General features: G+C 54.9%; 14 protein-coding genes. 8 read left to right on the top strand and 6 right to left on the bottom strand.

The window, feature by feature from the left end; translation table 11 throughout:
- Positions 1-6: 6 nt before the first annotated feature.
- From AC4FIC_RS10830 to AC4FIC_RS10820, 3 genes are all read right to left on the bottom strand, one after another.
- Positions 7-705: a M48 family metallopeptidase gene (locus tag AC4FIC_RS10830; RefSeq protein ID WP_100257593.1), complete on the bottom strand. Its 699-nt coding sequence runs from the start codon at positions 703-705 to the stop codon at positions 7-9.
- Positions 702-947, bottom strand: coding sequence for a DUF3820 family protein (locus tag AC4FIC_RS10825; protein WP_227003660.1), 246 nt, complete (start codon positions 945-947; stop codon positions 702-704). The genes AC4FIC_RS10830 and AC4FIC_RS10825 overlap by 4 nt, the downstream gene beginning before the upstream one ends.
- A 98-nt stretch (positions 948-1,045) precedes the next feature.
- Positions 1,046-2,182 carry a MalY/PatB family protein gene (locus AC4FIC_RS10820; RefSeq protein ID WP_158524363.1) on the bottom strand — a complete coding sequence of 379 codons (1,137 nt, stop codon included), beginning with the start codon at positions 2,180-2,182 and terminating at the stop codon, positions 1,046-1,048.
- 141 nt (positions 2,183-2,323) lie between these two features.
- Here AC4FIC_RS10820 and tcdA point away from each other — a divergent pair, with 141 nt between their 5' ends.
- The 7 genes from tcdA (at position 2,324) to pyrC (ending at position 10,867) form a co-directional block, all read left to right on the top strand.
- Positions 2,324-3,127: a tRNA cyclic N6-threonylcarbamoyladenosine(37) synthase TcdA gene (gene tcdA, locus AC4FIC_RS10815; protein WP_100257591.1), complete on the top strand. Its 804-nt coding sequence runs from the start codon at positions 2,324-2,326 to the stop codon at positions 3,125-3,127.
- Positions 3,124-3,630: a TIGR03546 family protein gene (locus AC4FIC_RS10810; RefSeq protein ID WP_273284881.1), complete on the top strand. Its 507-nt coding sequence runs from the start codon at positions 3,124-3,126 to the stop codon at positions 3,628-3,630. Before tcdA ends, AC4FIC_RS10810 begins: the two co-directional genes overlap by 4 nt.
- 11 nt (positions 3,631-3,641) lie before the next feature.
- On the top strand, positions 3,642-5,609 hold the full coding sequence (locus tag AC4FIC_RS10805) for a TIGR03545 family protein (protein WP_158524362.1): 1,968 nt from the start codon (positions 3,642-3,644) through the stop codon (positions 5,607-5,609).
- A gap of 13 nt (positions 5,610-5,622) precedes the next feature.
- The gene (locus AC4FIC_RS10800; protein ID WP_100257588.1) at positions 5,623-6,444 is read left to right on the top strand and encodes a pseudouridine synthase family protein; all 822 of its coding nucleotides are present in this window, start codon (positions 5,623-5,625) and stop codon (positions 6,442-6,444) included.
- Between the two features lie 50 nt (positions 6,445-6,494).
- Positions 6,495-7,685, top strand: coding sequence for an amino acid aminotransferase (locus AC4FIC_RS10795; protein ID WP_100257587.1), 1,191 nt, complete (start codon positions 6,495-6,497; stop codon positions 7,683-7,685).
- 79 nt (positions 7,686-7,764) lie between these two features.
- Entirely contained in the window at positions 7,765-9,789 is a 2,025-nt protein-coding gene (uvrB, locus tag AC4FIC_RS10790) for an excinuclease ABC subunit UvrB (RefSeq protein ID WP_273284884.1), read from the top strand.
- Between the two features lie 43 nt (positions 9,790-9,832).
- Positions 9,833-10,867, top strand: a complete 1,035-nt coding sequence (gene pyrC, locus AC4FIC_RS10785) for a dihydroorotase (protein ID WP_100257585.1) — start codon at positions 9,833-9,835, stop codon at positions 10,865-10,867.
- Between the two features lie 23 nt (positions 10,868-10,890).
- On the opposite strand, the gene AC4FIC_RS10780 is transcribed toward pyrC, so the two are convergent.
- Positions 10,891-12,003: a tRNA-queuosine alpha-mannosyltransferase domain-containing protein gene (locus tag AC4FIC_RS10780; protein WP_476194274.1), complete on the bottom strand. Its 1,113-nt coding sequence runs from the start codon at positions 12,001-12,003 to the stop codon at positions 10,891-10,893.
- A 252-nt stretch (positions 12,004-12,255) separates the two neighbouring features.
- On the opposite strand from AC4FIC_RS10780, the gene AC4FIC_RS10775 reads away from it, so the two are divergent.
- Positions 12,256-13,302: a Gfo/Idh/MocA family oxidoreductase gene (locus AC4FIC_RS10775; protein WP_100257583.1), complete on the top strand. Its 1,047-nt coding sequence runs from the start codon at positions 12,256-12,258 to the stop codon at positions 13,300-13,302.
- Positions 13,303-13,395: 93 nt separating this feature from the next.
- Here AC4FIC_RS10775 and AC4FIC_RS10770 read toward each other — a convergent pair whose 3' ends face one another.
- Together AC4FIC_RS10770 and AC4FIC_RS10765 are read right to left on the bottom strand one after the other, a co-directional pair.
- A complete protein-coding gene (locus tag AC4FIC_RS10770; protein ID WP_100257582.1) occupies positions 13,396-14,613 on the bottom strand; it encodes an ABC transporter substrate-binding protein in 1,218 nt (405 codons plus the stop codon).
- Between the two features lie 194 nt (positions 14,614-14,807).
- A complete protein-coding gene (locus AC4FIC_RS10765) occupies positions 14,808-16,922 on the bottom strand; it encodes an alpha-galactosidase (RefSeq protein WP_100257581.1) in 2,115 nt (704 codons plus the stop codon).
- Positions 16,923-16,926 lie beyond the last annotated feature (4 nt).

The following is a 16,926-nucleotide window of genomic DNA, read 5'->3' as shown; positions in this document are numbered from 1 at the left end:
TGCTCCTTATACCACGCGTAATCGATGGCCATTGTCGCGCAGCCAGCGGCGGTCTTGGACGTAGTTTGGGTGGGCCCGGTGTACCAATTGCCAAAAGGCGCTGGAATGATTCAGGTGCTCTAGATGGCATACCTCGTGTGCGACCAGGTAATCAATCACCGATTCCGGCGCCATCATAATTTGCCAGTTATATTGAATCCGCCCCTGGTTAGTGCAGTGGCCCCACTTGGTCTTGGTCTTGCGCAAACCGATATCAGCCAAGCGCGCACGCAGGCCGAGCTGATCGGCTATTTGATGGGTTTTCTTAACCAGCCAGAACTTTGCCTGTTGCTGGTAAAAGTCATTGAGTAGGGGCAATAGCGCGTTATCCGATGTACTTGGTACATTACATCTTAGACCGGCTTCATCAAGTTGCCAACTTGCGCTGACCGCGTCGGTGCGAATCAATTGCACGTTAAAACCCATAAAGGGGATCTGACTGGCCTGGCGATAATCGACCTGCTGGCGCAGCTGCAGTTCTTGCTGCGCCAAGGTCTTCTCCAGCCAGAGAGTCTTGGTCGCAAGGAAGTCTTGGACAAAAAGGTGCGGTGTGCGCCACGGCGCGCGAATTTCGATTTGGTTATCTTTGACGTGTAAGGCAATGGTTTTACGTTGACTGTAGGTCAGCTTGACGGGTCGTTGTTGCCAAAAAAGCGCTTCCGTCATTGGATCAGATCGGACTTGGGCATGAGTGGTTTGGTCAAGGGGGTCAGTAAGGCTTCGAGCCCCTCTGTTTTAATCAACAGCGCCAGGGCCATCAACTTGCCCAACCGGTTGTCGGGAAAACCCTGATTGGCAAACCAGAGTAAATAGGCCTCGGGCAGCTGAATCAGGCGCCGACCGGCATATTTACCAAAGGGCATGGTGGTGTTGGCAAGTTCGATAAGGCTTTCAGGTTCCAGGGTCATGGCAATCTATGCGTCTACTGATAAGAGGGAATGGGCCTATTTTGGCAGAAAACAGGCCCAAGGGGCCAGCCACCTTTTTTCATGGCCGGACTAAGGCGTCAAGATTCCCAGGGCCTATTTTGCTGCCAATAGTCGGAAAACAGCTGCATTGCGCGTTCCAGCGTGGCCCGGTCGGTACCGAAATTGAGCCGCGAATTGTCTGCCTGGCCAAAAAACTTGCCTTCACTGGGCATTAGGCCGGCTTTGATAAAGTGCTCATCGAGTGCCAGGCCCGGTTGAGTGCTCTCGATCCAGGCCAAGAAAGTTGCCGGCTGGGGCCGATAAACTAAACCCTCGAGGCGATTGATACGGCTATCGATCAAATCCCGATTGCCTTTCAAATGGCTGAGCAATTGAGTGTGCCAGCCCTTGCAGCTGCTAAAAGCGGCTTCGGCGGCGATCATGCCCATGAAATTAGGGTAGGGCACCAAATCGGCCATGCGCTGCTGCCAGTCGGCGCGTAACCGGGGGTTGGCAATAATCGCAAAGGAGCAGCCTAAACCCGCAACATTGAAGGTTTTGCTCGCCGCCATCAGGGTGATGCTGATGTCTTCCAAACCCGCAATGGAGCCGGCCGGATGGTGTTGCACGGGATCGAGGATCAGGTCGCAATGTATTTCATCGCTGCACACCAGCACATCGTACTGTTGGCATAAGGCCGAAATTTTAGCCAGATCCAGGGCGCTCAGCACCGCGCCATTGGGATTCATCGGATTACAGAGCATAAACAGATGGCAATCCGGGTGCGCCATTTCCGCTTCGAGTTGGGTCCAATCGAGTTGCCAGCCGTCGTTGTGCCAATGCACCGGCAAGGTGACGGTTTGGCCGCCTTGGCGTTCTGCAGCCTGGAGCATCGGCGGATAGTTTGGTGTTTGCACCAGAACTCGCCCACCTTTGGCTAGCAGATCGCAGGCTAGGTTAAAGCTCGGTACCACGCCGGGCATCCAGACGATCCAATTGGCCTCAATGGCCCAGTGATATTCTTGTTGGCACCAGTCAACGACCGATTGGTTTAGTGAGGGCCAGGGATGGGTGTAGCCGTAGATTGGATGGCGAGCCCGCTCGCTTAACGCGTCGACAATGGCTTGCGGACTGGCCAGGTCCATATCGGCGACCCACAGGGGAATCAGATTTTTGCCCTTATCGCGCTCCCACTTATAGGCATGGGTGCCTGCTCGATCCACCGGTCCAAACATAAGACTGCTCCAGCTGCGGTAACTTTTGAATTTAGCAGGCATTCTGCGCACAATTAGTAAAAAATGCCACTACGGGAAAAATTCCGTCCTGTTATACTTAAGCCATTGTTGTTTTAGTTTGCGCTCTGGAAGCCCTTTTAAATGAATGTATCGGAACGATTTGGCGGGACCGCACGACTCTATGGTCGGGCCGCCACCGAACGACTGGCTGCGAGCCACTTCGTCGTAATCGGCATTGGCGGGGTCGGCAGTTGGGCTGCCGAAGCCCTGGCGCGCACCGCGGTGGGGCATATTACGCTTATCGATCTGGATGATATTTGCGTGTCCAATATCAATCGGCAAGTCCACGCCCTAAGCGATACGGTCGGTCAGCTCAAGGTTGAGGCCATGGCCGAGCGGTTACGTTTGATTAACCCCGACTGTCGCGTGACGCCGGTGGCGGACTTTATTACCCCCGCCAATCTTGCGACGCTGATATCGGACGATGTCGATGGCGTTATCGATGCGATTGACAGCATCAAGGCCAAGGCGGCCTTGATTGCCCATTGCCGCCGGCACAAGATTCGTTTGGTCAGTACCGGCGGCGCCGGTGGGCAAACCGATCCGACCCAGATTCAGGTCAGCGACTTGAGCCGGACCGTACACGATCCGCTGGCTGCCAAAACCCGTTCGGTGTTGCGGCGCGAGTATGGCTTCCCCAGTGCTGAGAAGGGCAAGTTTGGCGTCGACTGCGTGTTCTCAAGTGAGCAGCTGGTCTACCCTCAGGCAGATGGTTCCGTCTGCGCCACCAAGCCGCCCAGCGGCACCAGTGTCCGACTCGATTGTGCCACGGGATTTGGCGCCTCGATGATGGTCACGGCCAGTTTCGGCCTGACCGCTGCCGCCCATATCATCAATAAGACCCTACGCAGTAAACCGACCCAAAGCACAGGTGGCGGACTATGATCAGCATGATATTGAAGCTTATTAAAGCACTGAACTCGGACATCGGCCCCTGGCAAATTGCCCTGGCTGGCGCCCTAGCGATGGTCATCGGTTTGACGCCCCTCTGGTCGGTACACAACTTAGTTATCCTCCTCCTGGCTTTTGTGTTGCGCGTTCACTTGGCCAGCTTCTTTCTGTTTTGGGCCCTATTCACCGGGTTGGCCTATCTACTCGATCCTTGGTTTCACCAGATCGGCCTCTACTGGTTGACCCAGGCCAGCCTCAATGGGTTTTGGACCAACCTCTACCAACAGGATATTTGGCAGGTGCTGCATTTCAACCGGTCCATCACTCTGGGCAGTCTGATCGTCACGCTGTTAGCCTTTGCGCCGACCGTGCTGTTGCTGCGTTGGGCGATTACTCGCTACCGAGCGTCGCTCATGCCGTGGCTCAATAAGCTCAAGCTCGTGCAGTTGCTCAAGGGATCTCGTTGGTACCAACTCTATGCACGAGTTAACGACTAAGGATGCGTGTGATGAAGGTTTTTCGTTGGAGCGGTTCCATCGGCTTTATCGTCTTTACCGGGCTATTGATGCTGCTCGGGATGGTGTTTCTCGACGGTTGGTTAAAATCGGCCATCGAGTCGGCGGGCCTGAAACTCAACGGCGCCGAAGTCAATGTGGCTCAGGTCGACTTCACGCTCAGTCCCTTAGGTTTCAACCTCGAGGGCATCGAAATCGCCGATCCGGACAGCCTAGGGTATAACGCCTTGGTGTTGTCGCAGGTTAAGGTTGAAATTAATTTCCTGCAGCTATTCCTCGGCAATGTGCGCATCAAGGACCTAGTGGTCAGCGATGTTCAGACCAACGTGCCGCGCGCCCGCCCGGCTCTATTGGCGCCGGTCGCCAGTGCATTGCCCGGCGGCGAATCAAATGGCCTAGCCCAGGCCGCGCAACGCAAAGCCAGCGCGCTTGGCAAGGGCCTACCGAGTCCCTCGACTCTGGCGGGTGAGCAAACCCGCGCCACTCAGGATGCGGTTGCCCACGCCTTGAGTACCTTAACAGGAGGGCAAGCAACGCTTGAGGCGTCGGTCAGCGATCTACCCGGTGAGGCAGCCTTGAGCCAATATCAGCAGCGCATCGCCGCCTTAAAAGCCATGCCATTGGATTCCATCGCCGAGGTTAAAGCATCGCAGGCTATCATCCGTGCGCTGAGCACCGATATGGCCCAAGACAAGCTGCGCATCGAAACCCTTAAAGCGTCAATGAACAACGCCGTTAGCGACGGTAAAGCGGCCCTAAAGGCTATTTCAGCCGGGCCGGCGGCGGATTGGGCGCGCTTGCAGGCCGATTACCCCTTCAACGCCAACAGCGCCTATAAGGTCGCCGAGCTGTTGCTGGGCGAGGCGTTTTTCAGCAAGATCAATCAGGCCCAATATTGGCTGGCCAAAGCCAAGCCTTGGATCGTCCGGTTGCAGTCCGAAGCGGACCCGCAAGCGGATCCCGTTGAGCGGCTCGCCAACCAAATTGTACGCTTTGAGCACCCCGACCCGAGCGCACGCTTTCAGTTGGATAAAAGCCTATTGTCCTTTGCAGTCGACCAATGGCCTTGGCAGTTGCAGCTCACCGACCTGGCGTCTGGTCGCACCAATGCGACCGAACCGGTCCATATTCAGCTACTCGGGGGCGATCCCAAGGCGGCCAACTTGCGGGTCACGGGACAAATGGATCTAATCGATGACCAACGGGTCGATACCTTTGACCTAGAGGGTGCCGGCCTGGTGTTCGCCGCGCGGCAGATCAGCATGGCCGGTACGAATCTATCCTGGACGCCGGAACCGGCCAATATCAGCGGCCAGATCAAAGCAGTCGATGGCCGCCTCAGTGGACTGGTGTCAGTGCGCTTCCCACACAACCGATTTAGCGTTGTCGAGCCAGGGCAGGCCGCTGCGTATCTGCACGCGGCATTAAAAACCGTCGATGATTTTCGCGTCGACCTCAAACTCAGTGGTACCCTGCAGAAGCCGAGCATAGCGGTCGCCTCTGACTTAGATACCCAGCTCAGTGCGGCATTGCGCGTTGTCGCCCAGGCGGAATATCAGGCCTGGTCGGCGGCGATGAAGGGCGCCTTGGCGAGTCAAGTCGCGCTCTTACGCCAACCTGCTGATGCCGCCTTTGCCCAGCTAACCGATAAGCGTGCTGCGGCAGAACAACAGATCAACAACTTTGAACAGCAAGTGGCCGCAGAAGTTCGCTCGCTGGACGAAAAACTCAGTAATGAACAACAGCGCCTCGAGCGCGCGGCCAGTGATGCGGTCAAGGCCGTCAAGGCAAAGGCCCAGGCCGAAGCGGCGGCCATGCAGGCGCAAGTGCAGGCCGAGTTGGATGCCGCGCAACAAGCGGCCGAGGTGGAGAAAAGCCGGGCTGAGGCCGAGGCTACAGAAGCCGTGGCCAAAAAACTCAAGAATGAAGCCAACAAACTGACCAATAAAATTAAATTTTAAGGCGTTCAAAAAAATGGAAATTGATGCAGTTCTGGAAGTCGAAGCGGGCGATCCGCAAATCGCGATCGATTTTTTACTCTCGAATGTGAACTTGTCCAAAACTCGGCTCAAGGACCTGATGAACAAGGGTGGCGTTTGGCGGGTCAATTTGGCGGGCGATCGACAGAGAATTCGCCGGGCCATGACCGATATTTTTGTTGGCGAGCAAATTGAGATCTTTTACGATGAAGCGATCCTGACGGCCAAACCGATCATCCCGGAATTGCTCCACGATGCGGGCCAATATTCGGTGTGGAATAAACCGGCGGGCATGACGCTTGATGGCACCGATTTCGGCGACACCAACTCGTTTTGTCGCGCCTTGGATTTTCAGTTCAAACCGGTACGAGAAAACTTTTGGATCAGCGCCATCGACTATCAGAGCACCGGGCTGGTGGTCTTGGCCCATACCCGTAAAGCCGCCTTGGCGTTTTCGGAAACCTTCGATCCCGACGGTTTTCATAATGCCATGGTGCATTATCGCGCCGATGTAGGTGGCGAGACACCGGAGGAATTGGCTATAGTAGCGCCGCTTGACAATCAGCCGGCGCAAACGCGAATCCGTAAAATCCGTTATGATGCCCGGCCCGACCGCAGTGTGATCGATATCTGGTTAGTCACCGGCCGTCCAGAGCAGGCACGGCGCCATTTGGCCGGCCAGGGGCACCCTATAGTGGGTGATGAGGTTTACGGCAGCGCGGATGAAGATGCTATGGGATTGCGCCTGCGGGCGATAGAATTGTCTTTCGATTGTCCCGTGAGCGGGCAGAATCGATATTTTACACTGGTGAAGTAACGCCTTCGCCATTCCATCGTCAAGAATACCGACAACAGTAGGGTTATGTCATGTTTGAACGAGTCTCAAAAGCACCAGCCGATCCTATTTTGGGGTTGACCGACACCTTTAATGCCGACCCCCGACCCGAGAAAGTCAATCTAGGGGTGGGCGTGTTTAGAAATGAAGACGGTCTGACACCCATTCTTAAAACGGTCAAAATAGCCGAGCAGCGGTTGTTGGACAGTGAAACCACTAAGAGTTACTTGGCGATCAGTGGCGATGCTGAATATGGCCGTCAGGTGCAGCTGCTGCTCTTTGCTCCAGAGCATAATATCATTAGCAATCAACTGGCGCGAACGGCCCAGACCCCGGGCGGAACCGGGGCATTGCGGGTGGCCGCCGATTTTGTCGCGCGCCAGCTTGATGTCGAAACGATCTGGGTCAGTAACCCGACCTGGGGCAACCACAACAGTATCTTCGCCAGTGCCAATCTAAGCGTTAAGAGCTACCGTTATTACGATGCCGAGACCCAGAGTCTCGACTTTGCCGGCATGCTCGAAGATCTGCAACAGGTCCGAAGCAACGACGTCGTCGTATTCCATGGCTGTTGCCACAATCCCACGGGAATCGATCCGACCGTTGAGCAATGGCAGCAGCTGGCGAGCTTGGCCGAAAAAGTCGGTTTTATCGTCTTGTTTGATTTTGCATACCAAGGTTTTGCGGTCGGCGTTGATGAAGATGCTGCTGGTTTGCGTATCTTTGCCGAGAAGGTGCCCGAGCTATTGGTGGCGAGTTCCTTTTCGAAAAACTTTGGCCTCTATAATGAGCGTGTCGGGGCCTTTACTCTGGTTGCCTCCAATCGCACTGTGGCCGATGACGCGTTCAGTCAGGTCAAGAGTATTATCCGCTCCAACTACTCGAATCCGCCCGCACATGGCGCCAAGATTGTCGCCGCCGTGCTGGCCGATCCGGTCTTGAAGCAGCAGTGGATCGATGAGGTCCGAGAAATGCGTGAGCATATTTGGACGCTGCGTTTGTTATTGGTCGAAAAACTCCATGCCTTAGGGGTTGATCGGGATTTCAGTTTTATCACTACGCAAAAAGGTATGTTTTCCTTCACCGGCCTTAAGCCCGCGCAGGTCACCCGCCTGCGCGAGGAATTTGCCATCTATATGGTCGGCACTGGTCGGATCAACGTAGCGGGCTTGTCGTCAAAGAATATTGATAGCGTCTGCCGGGCCATCGCAACGGTTCTGTAAGCTAAACGACAGTGCGCAGTACTTTTGACCTCAGAGTTTGGGCATAAACCCGAACTCTTTTTTATTAATAGGACCGTTCATGAAGCCGTTTAAGGTCGTCTCCAACTACGAGCCGGCAGGCGATCAGCCAACCGCTATCGCCACGTTAATTTCAGGCCTCGAGGCTGGATTGTCGGCGCAAACATTGCTCGGCGTGACTGGGTCGGGTAAGACCTTCACCATGGCCAAGGTGATCGAAGCGATGCAACGCCCGACCATCATTATGGTCCATAACAAGACACTTGCCGCCCAGCTCTACTCCGAATTCCGTGAGTTTTTTCCCAATAATGCCGTGGAATATTTCGTATCCTATTATGACTATTATCAGCCGGAAGCCTATGTCCCGTCCTCGGATACCTTTATCGATAAAGACTCATCGGTTAACGAACACATAGAGCAGATGCGTCTGTCGGCCACCAAGGCGTTATTGGAACGCCAAGACACCATTATCGTCGCCACGGTGTCAGCCATCTATGGTCTCGGGTCACCGGAGAGCTATTTGGCCATGGTGCTGCATTTGCGCCGTGGTGATACGGTCAATCAACGCGACCTGCTGCGCCGCATGGCCGAGCTGCAATATGCCCGTAACGACATAGAGTTCGGTCGCGGGACCTACCGAGTGCGCGGCGATATCATCGATATCTATCCGGCCGAATCGGAAATGGAAGCCATCCGCATCGAGTTATTCGACGAGGAGATCGAAGCCCTGAGTCTGTTTGATCCGCTCACCGGCGAAGTGCTGCAAAAGCTTACCCGTTATACCATCTATCCCAAAACCCACTATGTCACGCCGAAACAAACCATCCTCAATGCCGCCGAATCGATCGAGGTTGAGCTCAAGGAACGGCTGGCCGTTCTTCAACAGGAAAATCGATTGGTCGAGGCGCAGCGCCTGGAGCAGCGTACTCGGTACGATCTGGAAATGATGCGCGAATTGGGTTTTTGCACCGGCATTGAAAACTATTCTCGTTACCTATCCGGACGCACCAGCGGTGAAGCACCACCGACCCTGTATGAATATTTCCCGAAAAACTCGCTAATGTTTGTCGATGAGTCCCACGTCACTATCTCTCAGATCGGAGCCATGTATAAGGGCGATCGGTCGCGCAAGGAGACGCTGGTTGAATATGGCTTCCGCTTGCCCTCGGCACTCGACAATCGGCCGATGCGCTTCGAAGAGTGGGAACGGGCCGCACCGCAAGCGGTCTACGTCTCGGCCACGCCGGGCAAATATGAGGCCGAGCACTCACAACAAACGGCCGAGCAGTTGGTGCGACCGACCGGCTTGATCGATCCGGCCATTGAAATCCGTCCGGCCACCAACCAGGTCGATGACGTGCTCGAAGAAATTCGTCTGCGCACCGCCGTGATGGAACGGGTACTCATTACCACCCTAACCAAACGCATGGCTGAAGATCTGACCGATTATTTGCAAGACAACGGCATCCGGGTGCGCTATTTGCACTCGGATATCGATACCGTGGAGCGGGTCGAGATTATCCGTGATTTGCGCCTCGGGGTATTCGATGTGCTGGTTGGCATCAACCTATTACGGGAAGGTTTGGATATGCCCGAGGTGTCATTGGTAGCCATTCTCGATGCCGATAAAGAGGGATTTTTGCGCAGCGATCGCGCCTTGATTCAAACCATGGGGCGAGCCGCACGCCACCTCAATGGTAAGGCCATCCTCTATGCCGATCGGATAACCGGCTCCATGGAACGCGCTATCGGCGAAACCGATCGCCGCCGTGATGCCCAGGTGGCACACAACCTGGCCCATGGCATTACGCCCACTGCTTTGCAGAAATCGGTCATCGAGTTGATCGACGGCACACCGCAAGCGCCGGGTCGCAAAGGTAAGATGGCGCGTAATAAGAATAAGGTTGAAGCGATCTCCGAATCAGCCGCTAAGACGCTGATGCAGATGAGCGTGGCGGAGTTGTCCAAGGAGATGACCAAGGTCGAGGATCAGATGCATAAGCTGGCCCGCGATCTGAAATTCGAGCAGGCTGCGGCCTTGCGCGATCAGCTTTTAGAACTTAAAGAATTGTTAAAAGCCCGCTAAGTGTGGGCATGTGTCTAACCTCAGGGCAGGAAACGAAGCCAAGATGACTGAAGAACTTAGCTTATTAGCGCCAGACGACTGGCATTTGCATTTTCGCGATGGCCAGATGCTACAGCAAACGGTACCGGCGACGGCCCGTTGTTTTCAGCGCGCCGTGGTGATGCCCAACCTGGTCCCACCGGTGACCACCGGTGCGATGGCCCAGGCCTATCGCGCACGCATCCTTGCCGCCCGGCCCGAGGGCAGCACGTTCGAGCCGCTGATGACGCTGTTCTTAACCAATCAGACGACCCCAGATGATATTGTTCAGGCTAAGGCCATGGGCGTGGTAGCGGCCAAGCTCTATCCGGCTGGCGCGACCACCAACTCTTCGGCGGCGGTGCAGTCGGTGGCGGCCCTGCAACCGGTTTTCGAGACCATGCAGGCCCAAGGCATGCTGCTTTTGGTGCACGGTGAGGTCACCCAGGCGCATATCGATATTTTTGATCGGGAAAAGGCCTTTATCGACACCCATCTAACGCAGATTGTCGATCGAAACCCGGGCTTAAAGGTGGTTTTGGAGCACATTACCACCTCCGATGCCGTCGACTTTGTGCTCCAGGCGTCCGATCGGGTTGCCGCCACCGTGACACCGCAACACCTGCTGCTCAATCGCAATGACTTGCTGGTGGGGGGCATTCGCCCGCACAACTTTTGCCTGCCGGTGTTGAAACGCAATACTCACCAACGCGCCTTACAGGCAGCCGTCGCCAGTGGCACAGCGAAGATTTTTTTAGGCACCGACTCGGCACCGCACGAAAAAGCCAAAAAAGAAAACGCCTGTGGCTGCGCCGGTTGTTACAGCGCGTGGAGTGCGATCGAGCTGTATGCGCAAGTCTTTGAGGATCTCGGTGCACTCGACAAGTTGGAAGCCTTTGCCAGTCATTCCGGTGCCGACTTCTATGGTCTGCCGCGCAACCGCCACAGCATTCGCCTGGTCAAGGACAGTTGGCAGGTGCCGGATGACATTGCCTTGTCGAACGGCGAATCCTTGGTGCCCTTCTTTGCCGGTCAAGCTGTGCGCTGGCGTCTCGCCTAAAGCCTGACCGACGCGCTTAATGTTTAGATCGAGGCAATGGCGAGGCGTTCGGCAGAGAAACACTGCCGATACGGCTCAACCAAACGGGCTTGATAAAAATCACTCAAATCTGGCACCTCCGGCAGGCCCTGTGCGCGCCAGGCCTGGAGCCGGCTGACCGCACTGGCGGCCTGCTGCTCGATACTATCACTGTGCTGATAGCGATAAGACTGAGCAAAAAATTCCGGATAGCTCAACCGATCTGGTAGCAGTGGGACACAACCGTGGCTGACCGCCTCCATAATCGCGATACCCTGAAATTCATGAATCGCCGTCGATAAGACGATATCGCAGTGCTGCAACAGCGCGCGATAATCCTCGCGCGATTCAATATAGCCAGACTGCTCAAGATAATCTGGAAAGCGCGCACAGAGTTCGCGCAAGGCGGCAGGGATGGTGCGAAACTGCTGGCCGGTTAAGATCAGTTTAAAGGGAAAGTTGCATGCCGCCAGTTGTGCCACGATCGCCAAGAGCAGTTCCGGACCCTTGTCCCATTCCCAACGATGATTCCACAGCAGGCGCCACGTCGCGCCGGTTGGCTCTTGCGCCCGGCCAGGGCGCGGCGCGGCGATGGCCACCGGCATAACCTGGGCCTTGTGCGCCAAGCCGGTACAGAGGTGTTGGGGTACCAGGTCGGGCAGCTTTTTCATCAAGGCGGCCACACCGCTTAGAAAGGACTGGCGATTATAGTCGCTGTTGAATACCAAGGCATCGGCCCGCAGGGCGGCATAGAGGTTGACCATCTGCCAATCGATGACCGCCTTGGGTTGATTGTCGGTCGGGTAGGCAAATTGATTTTCATGAAAATACAGTATGCTCGGCACTTGGCGTAACGTCGGGTAAATACTCTGCACCACAGCTAAATCTATCGATGAGGTCGCTACCAAGAGTTGATAGTGTTGGTGTAACAAGGGATCGTTTTGGGCCGAGAGAGACAGCGGCGCACCGCGCATGCGCCAGGCAAAAAAACGCGCGGGCAGGGCGATGGTTTGCCATTGGTAATGGGTGCAACTGTGCACTAAAAACTCGGCCCATGCTTGTTGACTGAGCGCGTGATAACCGGAAAGCAGCAAGGCCTTAGGATGGTCAGATGTCATTGGTATAAACCCATTTAGCGTACTGAGGCGACCGGGCTGTGCATCGGCCATGAAATAGTGCTGCAATGATCGATCATAGAGCGCCTCCCGACTGGGGTCCAGTGGGCGATCGCGGCGCTGGTACCCAGCGCACCTAGGTAACATTGTTGTTACTCTTTATCGCAGTGAATAACTGTTGCGCCGCAAATCCTAATGGTAGAGTAAAACGAGACATTCATTTTCACATTGGACCCTAAGTGGGTAAGAGGCTATATGATTCGTACGGCAATAGTGGCCTATGGTTTTTCGGCGCAAACCTTTCATATCCCGTATCTGCAGATGGAACCGGGCTTTCTATGGTCCCATATGGTGACCTCGAAACCCGATGCCTTTCATCTGTCCCATCCTGAGATTGCGGTGGTCCAAAATCTCGCCGATCTGGCGTTCGACACCTTGGACCTGGTGGTGATCACCTCACCCAACCACGCCCACTTCGAGCAGACAAAATACTGCCTAGAGCAGGGCTGTCATGTGATCGTCGAGAAACCCTTTGTCTTTACGGTGGCGCAGGCCGAAACTCTCAAGGCTTTAGCCGCGCAATGCGAGCGGCAATTGATCGTGTTTCAAAACCGACGCTGGGACGGCGATTTTTTAACCATACAGGGCCTGATCGATAATCAGTCGGTCGGTCAGGTCAAACGCCTGGTCAGTCGATTCGACCGCTTCCGACCCGAGGTGCGCTCACGCTGGCGCGAGCAACAGGGCCAGGGTACCGGTATTACTTGGGATCTAGCGCCTCATCTAATCGATCAGGCGATTGCCCTGTTCGGTTGCCCGAAGACCCTGACCGCTAATATCCGCTGCCTGCGCGACGGGGCCGAGGTGGATGATAACTTTGAGATATGGCTCGACTATGAGTCGCTTCAGGTGGTCTTGGGTAGCAGCAGCTTTGGCGCCGGTCCCAATCCGCGTTTTGCCTTGGAAGGCACCGAGGGCTCCTTCGTGAAGTTTGGCCTAGACGTTCAAGAAAGTGCCCTGAAACTGGGTGAAGATTTACTCGATGAGCGTTGGGGGCAGGAATCCGATGAGCATTGGGGCATCCTTTATCAGGCGCATCAGAGTAAGTTAGTCACCACCAAACCGGGTAACTATGGCGCCTTTTGGCATCAGGTTGCGCTCTGCCTGGAACAGGGTGCGCAATCGCCAGTCCCCATCGATGATTCCATATTGGCGATCCATCTACTGGCGCTGGCGCATCAGTCAGCCCAACAAGGCCAACGTATGACGGTTGTCGATGAGGCCCAGGCTAAGGCCCTCTAGATGCTGACATGGGTCGCCGAGGCGGTTAAATCGCAGACAAAAAAAGAGGTGGCCTAGGCCACCTCTTGCTTATTACGTTGAAACTTTTTTAGATTACTTGAAGATGCGCTGACGCACACGCTCTAAGTTATCCAAGATCTTATCTAGACGCTCAGGGTGAACCATGAATTCCTGGAAGCCTTTCATGCCTTCTGATGCCATCGCCGGATCGGTATCCCGATCGTAGAACTGAGCGGTACCATCGGCCGAACCGAGCATTTCATTGCCTTGGGTCAGGAACTTGTTGTCTGCTGCTGTGGCGTACTTGTTCGGTGGCAGCTGATTCAAAGCCATGTTGAGCTTGGTTTGGTTCTCTGGCAGTGCGACATAGGCCAAGAACTTACGAGCATCAGCTTTGTTTTTAGCGCGTGACGGGATGTGCACGGTATCAGTTGGCGCATCCTCATATCGACCAATAGATGGATCGATAATGGGGAATGGGAAGAAATCAAAATCCATACCTTCAGGGAAGTTAGGGGTTAAGAAATTGCCCATCAAGTACATTGCCGCTTCGCCATTAAACATCGGTGGCTGAGCTTCTTGCCAGCTGTAAGATGCATGGTTCTCTAGGAAGTATTCGCCATCGACCAGCTGCTTCCAGTTGGCAAAGGTGTTTCTCACGCCCGCATCGGTGTAAGGGATTTTGCCGTCCATCAGATCGATGTGGTAATCCAAACCATTGGTGCGCATATTCAGGTAGTCAAACCAGCCAGCGGCAGTCCACAGGTACTTGGTACCGATGGTAATAGGTGTAATGGCATTGGCTTTTAACGCGTCACAGACGGCGATGAATTCATCCCACGTTTGCGGCTCGCTCAGACCCAACTTATCGAATATGCCCTTGTTGTAGTAGATACCCCATTGGTAGTAAGAGTAAGGCACGCCGTACTTCTTGCCGTCGACAGATAACGAGGCCTTGGTAGAAGACATGCTGTCGTTGAGACCTTCATTGGCCCAAACATCGGAGACGTCTTCAAAGAGTCCAAGATCAACGAAAAACTTCATCCGATTGCCAGCAAACCAAAATACTACGTCCGGTGGCGAGGTCACTAACCAGTTACGCAGCACGCTCTTATAACCTTCGTGATCGTATTGGTTGACCTTAACATCGATATCCGGATTTTCAGTTTCAAACTGAGCAATCATGTCAGCCCAGGCTTGCTTAGGCGCTGGATCCGATTGATTTGAGTTGATCACCAGAGTGCCGGCATAGGCCTGCGAGAGCATTGCTGCGCCCAAGACACCTGAGGTGACAAGTTTTTTTAGCGTCATAGTATCGTCCTTTGTTATTGTTGGGTGACGAAAAAGCCACTCTTATTGTTTCGGGTTTGCAGACGCCTTATCAGCCGCCCGCAGCTCCGAACTTTTCGTTGCGGAAGTTTTTTGTAGGTCTTCCAAACCTCGTCAATTGGTCCAGTCAAAAAGACCAAATTCTTGCCACCACAGAGCGCTTTCGCCGGTGGTGTTTAATCAGGCACCCGATCAAGTTGCAGTACCAATAAGGATTCCGGATCGAGTACCGGTAACGCCAACCCGCAGCGCAGCAGTAGTTCACCGCTAAGCTCCAAGTTTTCGGCAACCAACCAGTCGGGTGGCTGTTTCATCAGATGATTGGCGTGTTCAGGCTGAATCAAAATGCGTAACCGATAGCGAGCCTGGGGATCGAGCATCGGTAGCAGTAGGGGCCCGGGTGTGGCCAGCTCCGGCATCGTCTGTTGAAAAACACTGACCAAAAGGCCGTCCTGGTAAGCAACGGTGAAACCAATCTGGTGTTTATCCGGCGTTTGCAATGGGCGCCGAATACCGCTGTGAATGTGCCCGCGCAGTTCTTTGTAGAGGCCGATAAAGTGTGTAAGCGCTTCTCTGTCCGCTCCCGAGGCTTCACGGACGTCCCATTCCACACCCATATGGCCAAACAATGCAGTACCGGCGCGCACAGCGAGTGCGTGCGAGCGCGAGGTGGTATGGCTCTTATCTGGGCCAACGTGGCTGCCCAGAACTTCGCTGGGGAAAAATAGGCCGGCCCACTGCTGCATGGTTTGCCGTTCGTTGGCGTCATTACAGTCGCTTAACCAAAACCGCTGGGTATGCCGCAAGATGCCATAATCCATTCTCCCGCCCCCTGAAGCACAGGATTCAATTTCTACGCTCGGGTGGGCCGCCCGAAGCCGCGCCAGCAGGTCATAGAGGCTGGTCACATAGCGGTGATAAACCGGTCGGCCTTGGCCATTACCGGCCTGGGACAGATCTCGATTCATGTCCCACTTGATATATTCGATGGGATATTCACGCAGTAGAGTATCGATCTGGTTAAACAGATAGTCGGTTACCTCTGCGCGGCTGATATCCAGTACCCATTGATTACGACCGGAACTTTGGGTCAGATCATCCAATTGCAGCAACCAATCGGGGTGCTGACGAAATAGATTGGAATCCTTATTAACCATTTCCGGTTCAAACCAGAGACCGAAGCTCAGCTGATGTGCGGCCAGGGTGTCTTTGAGTGGGTGCAATCCGTCTGGATACACCTCGGTATCAACAACCCAGTCGCCGAGACCGGCCCTATCGTTGCGCCGGGCGGTAAACCAACCATCATCGAGGACGAACCGCTCGATACCACAGTCTTGAGCCGCCGCTGCCAGTGCGTCGAGTTCCGATTGGCGATGGTCGAAGTAAATCGCCTCCCAGGTGTTGATATGCACCGGGCGCGGCCGGTCACTGGGGAAGCGGAGAATCTCGGCCCGCACAAAACGCTGGAAATTCTGCGCGATGCCACCCAAACCCTGTTCAGTGTGCGTGAAGTAGAGTGGGGCCGCCTGAAAGCGCCCTCCCGGGGTGAGTTCTAACTCACCGGGCATCAGTTCAATACCGGCCTGATATTGCGTCAGGCCGTTTTGGCTGCGCTCGACCCGTTGGCAATGGTTACCGCTCCAGCCGAGATGGAAACCAAAACAAGACCCCGAGTGTTCATTCAACTGCGCATCCGCGATCAATAAACCGGGGAAATGATCGTGTGACGAACGGCCCTTAATATTTTTAAACTCTAGGACACCTAACGGAATCGAACAATCCTGTGGTTGGAACTCATGCACCCAGCGGCCGGTGAACGCCTTAACCGCACTCATTGCCTTGGGGATTGGCAGCGTGGTGAGCCACTGCACGATGGCAATCGGGTCTGCACCGGTGTTTTCAAACTGGCAGTCGAGGGTAAACACATCATTCTCAGCACAAACTCCCAGTCGCCACACCAAGAGTAGGCCAGTTTTAGGGTCCAGGAGTCGGTATTCAATGTGCTCTGCGCTACCAGACTCGTCTTGCAGCTGGAATTGCGGGGCCCAGTGGCGGCCCTGGCAGAGGATTTTTAGCGCCGGTTCCATAAAGGTCGGATCGGCATAGGTGCTGGCAACGGAAATCTGCGGTCGATCGTCCAAAGCGCCATTCGGCAAGGGCTCGGACAGGATACAACGCAACTCAGACTCGGTCACCGTGCTCGCCAAACGCGGACCTATATAGCGGATGCAAGGCTGGCCAGCCTGGGTCAAGATTACAATGGAACTGTTGTCACTGTGCAATAGTCTCATCTTA

This window comes from Reinekea sp., from assembly GCF_982785585.1.
This window is presented reverse-complemented; position numbering and strand designations above follow the sequence as displayed.

Excerpts from the sequence above, each read along its gene's own strand:
- AC4FIC_RS10795 (WP_100257587.1), top strand. The coding sequence starts at position 6,495 with ATGTTTGAACGAGTCTCAAAAGCACCAGCCGATCCTATTTTGGGGTTG.
- AC4FIC_RS10765 (WP_100257581.1), bottom strand. The coding sequence starts at position 16,922 with ATGAGACTATTGCACAGTGACAACAGTTCCATTGTAATCTTGACCCAG.
- AC4FIC_RS10830 (WP_100257593.1), bottom strand. The coding sequence starts at position 705 with ATGACGGAAGCGCTTTTTTGGCAACAACGACCCGTCAAGCTGACCTAC.
- AC4FIC_RS10780 (WP_476194274.1), bottom strand. The coding sequence starts at position 12,003 with ATGACATCTGACCATCCTAAGGCCTTGCTGCTTTCCGGTTATCACGCG.
- tcdA (WP_100257591.1), top strand. The coding sequence starts at position 2,324 with ATGAATGTATCGGAACGATTTGGCGGGACCGCACGACTCTATGGTCGG.
- AC4FIC_RS10775 (WP_100257583.1), top strand. The coding sequence starts at position 12,256 with ATGATTCGTACGGCAATAGTGGCCTATGGTTTTTCGGCGCAAACCTTT.
- AC4FIC_RS10800 (WP_100257588.1), top strand. The coding sequence starts at position 5,623 with ATGGAAATTGATGCAGTTCTGGAAGTCGAAGCGGGCGATCCGCAAATC.
- AC4FIC_RS10770 (WP_100257582.1), bottom strand. The coding sequence starts at position 14,613 with ATGACGCTAAAAAAACTTGTCACCTCAGGTGTCTTGGGCGCAGCAATG.
- AC4FIC_RS10820 (WP_158524363.1), bottom strand. The coding sequence starts at position 2,182 with ATGTTTGGACCGGTGGATCGAGCAGGCACCCATGCCTATAAGTGGGAG.
- uvrB (WP_273284884.1), top strand. The coding sequence starts at position 7,765 with ATGAAGCCGTTTAAGGTCGTCTCCAACTACGAGCCGGCAGGCGATCAG.
- AC4FIC_RS10810 (WP_273284881.1), top strand. The coding sequence starts at position 3,124 with ATGATCAGCATGATATTGAAGCTTATTAAAGCACTGAACTCGGACATC.
- AC4FIC_RS10805 (WP_158524362.1), top strand. The coding sequence starts at position 3,642 with ATGAAGGTTTTTCGTTGGAGCGGTTCCATCGGCTTTATCGTCTTTACC.
- AC4FIC_RS10825 (WP_227003660.1), bottom strand. The coding sequence starts at position 947 with ATGACCCTGGAACCTGAAAGCCTTATCGAACTTGCCAACACCACCATG.
- pyrC (WP_100257585.1), top strand. The coding sequence starts at position 9,833 with ATGACTGAAGAACTTAGCTTATTAGCGCCAGACGACTGGCATTTGCAT.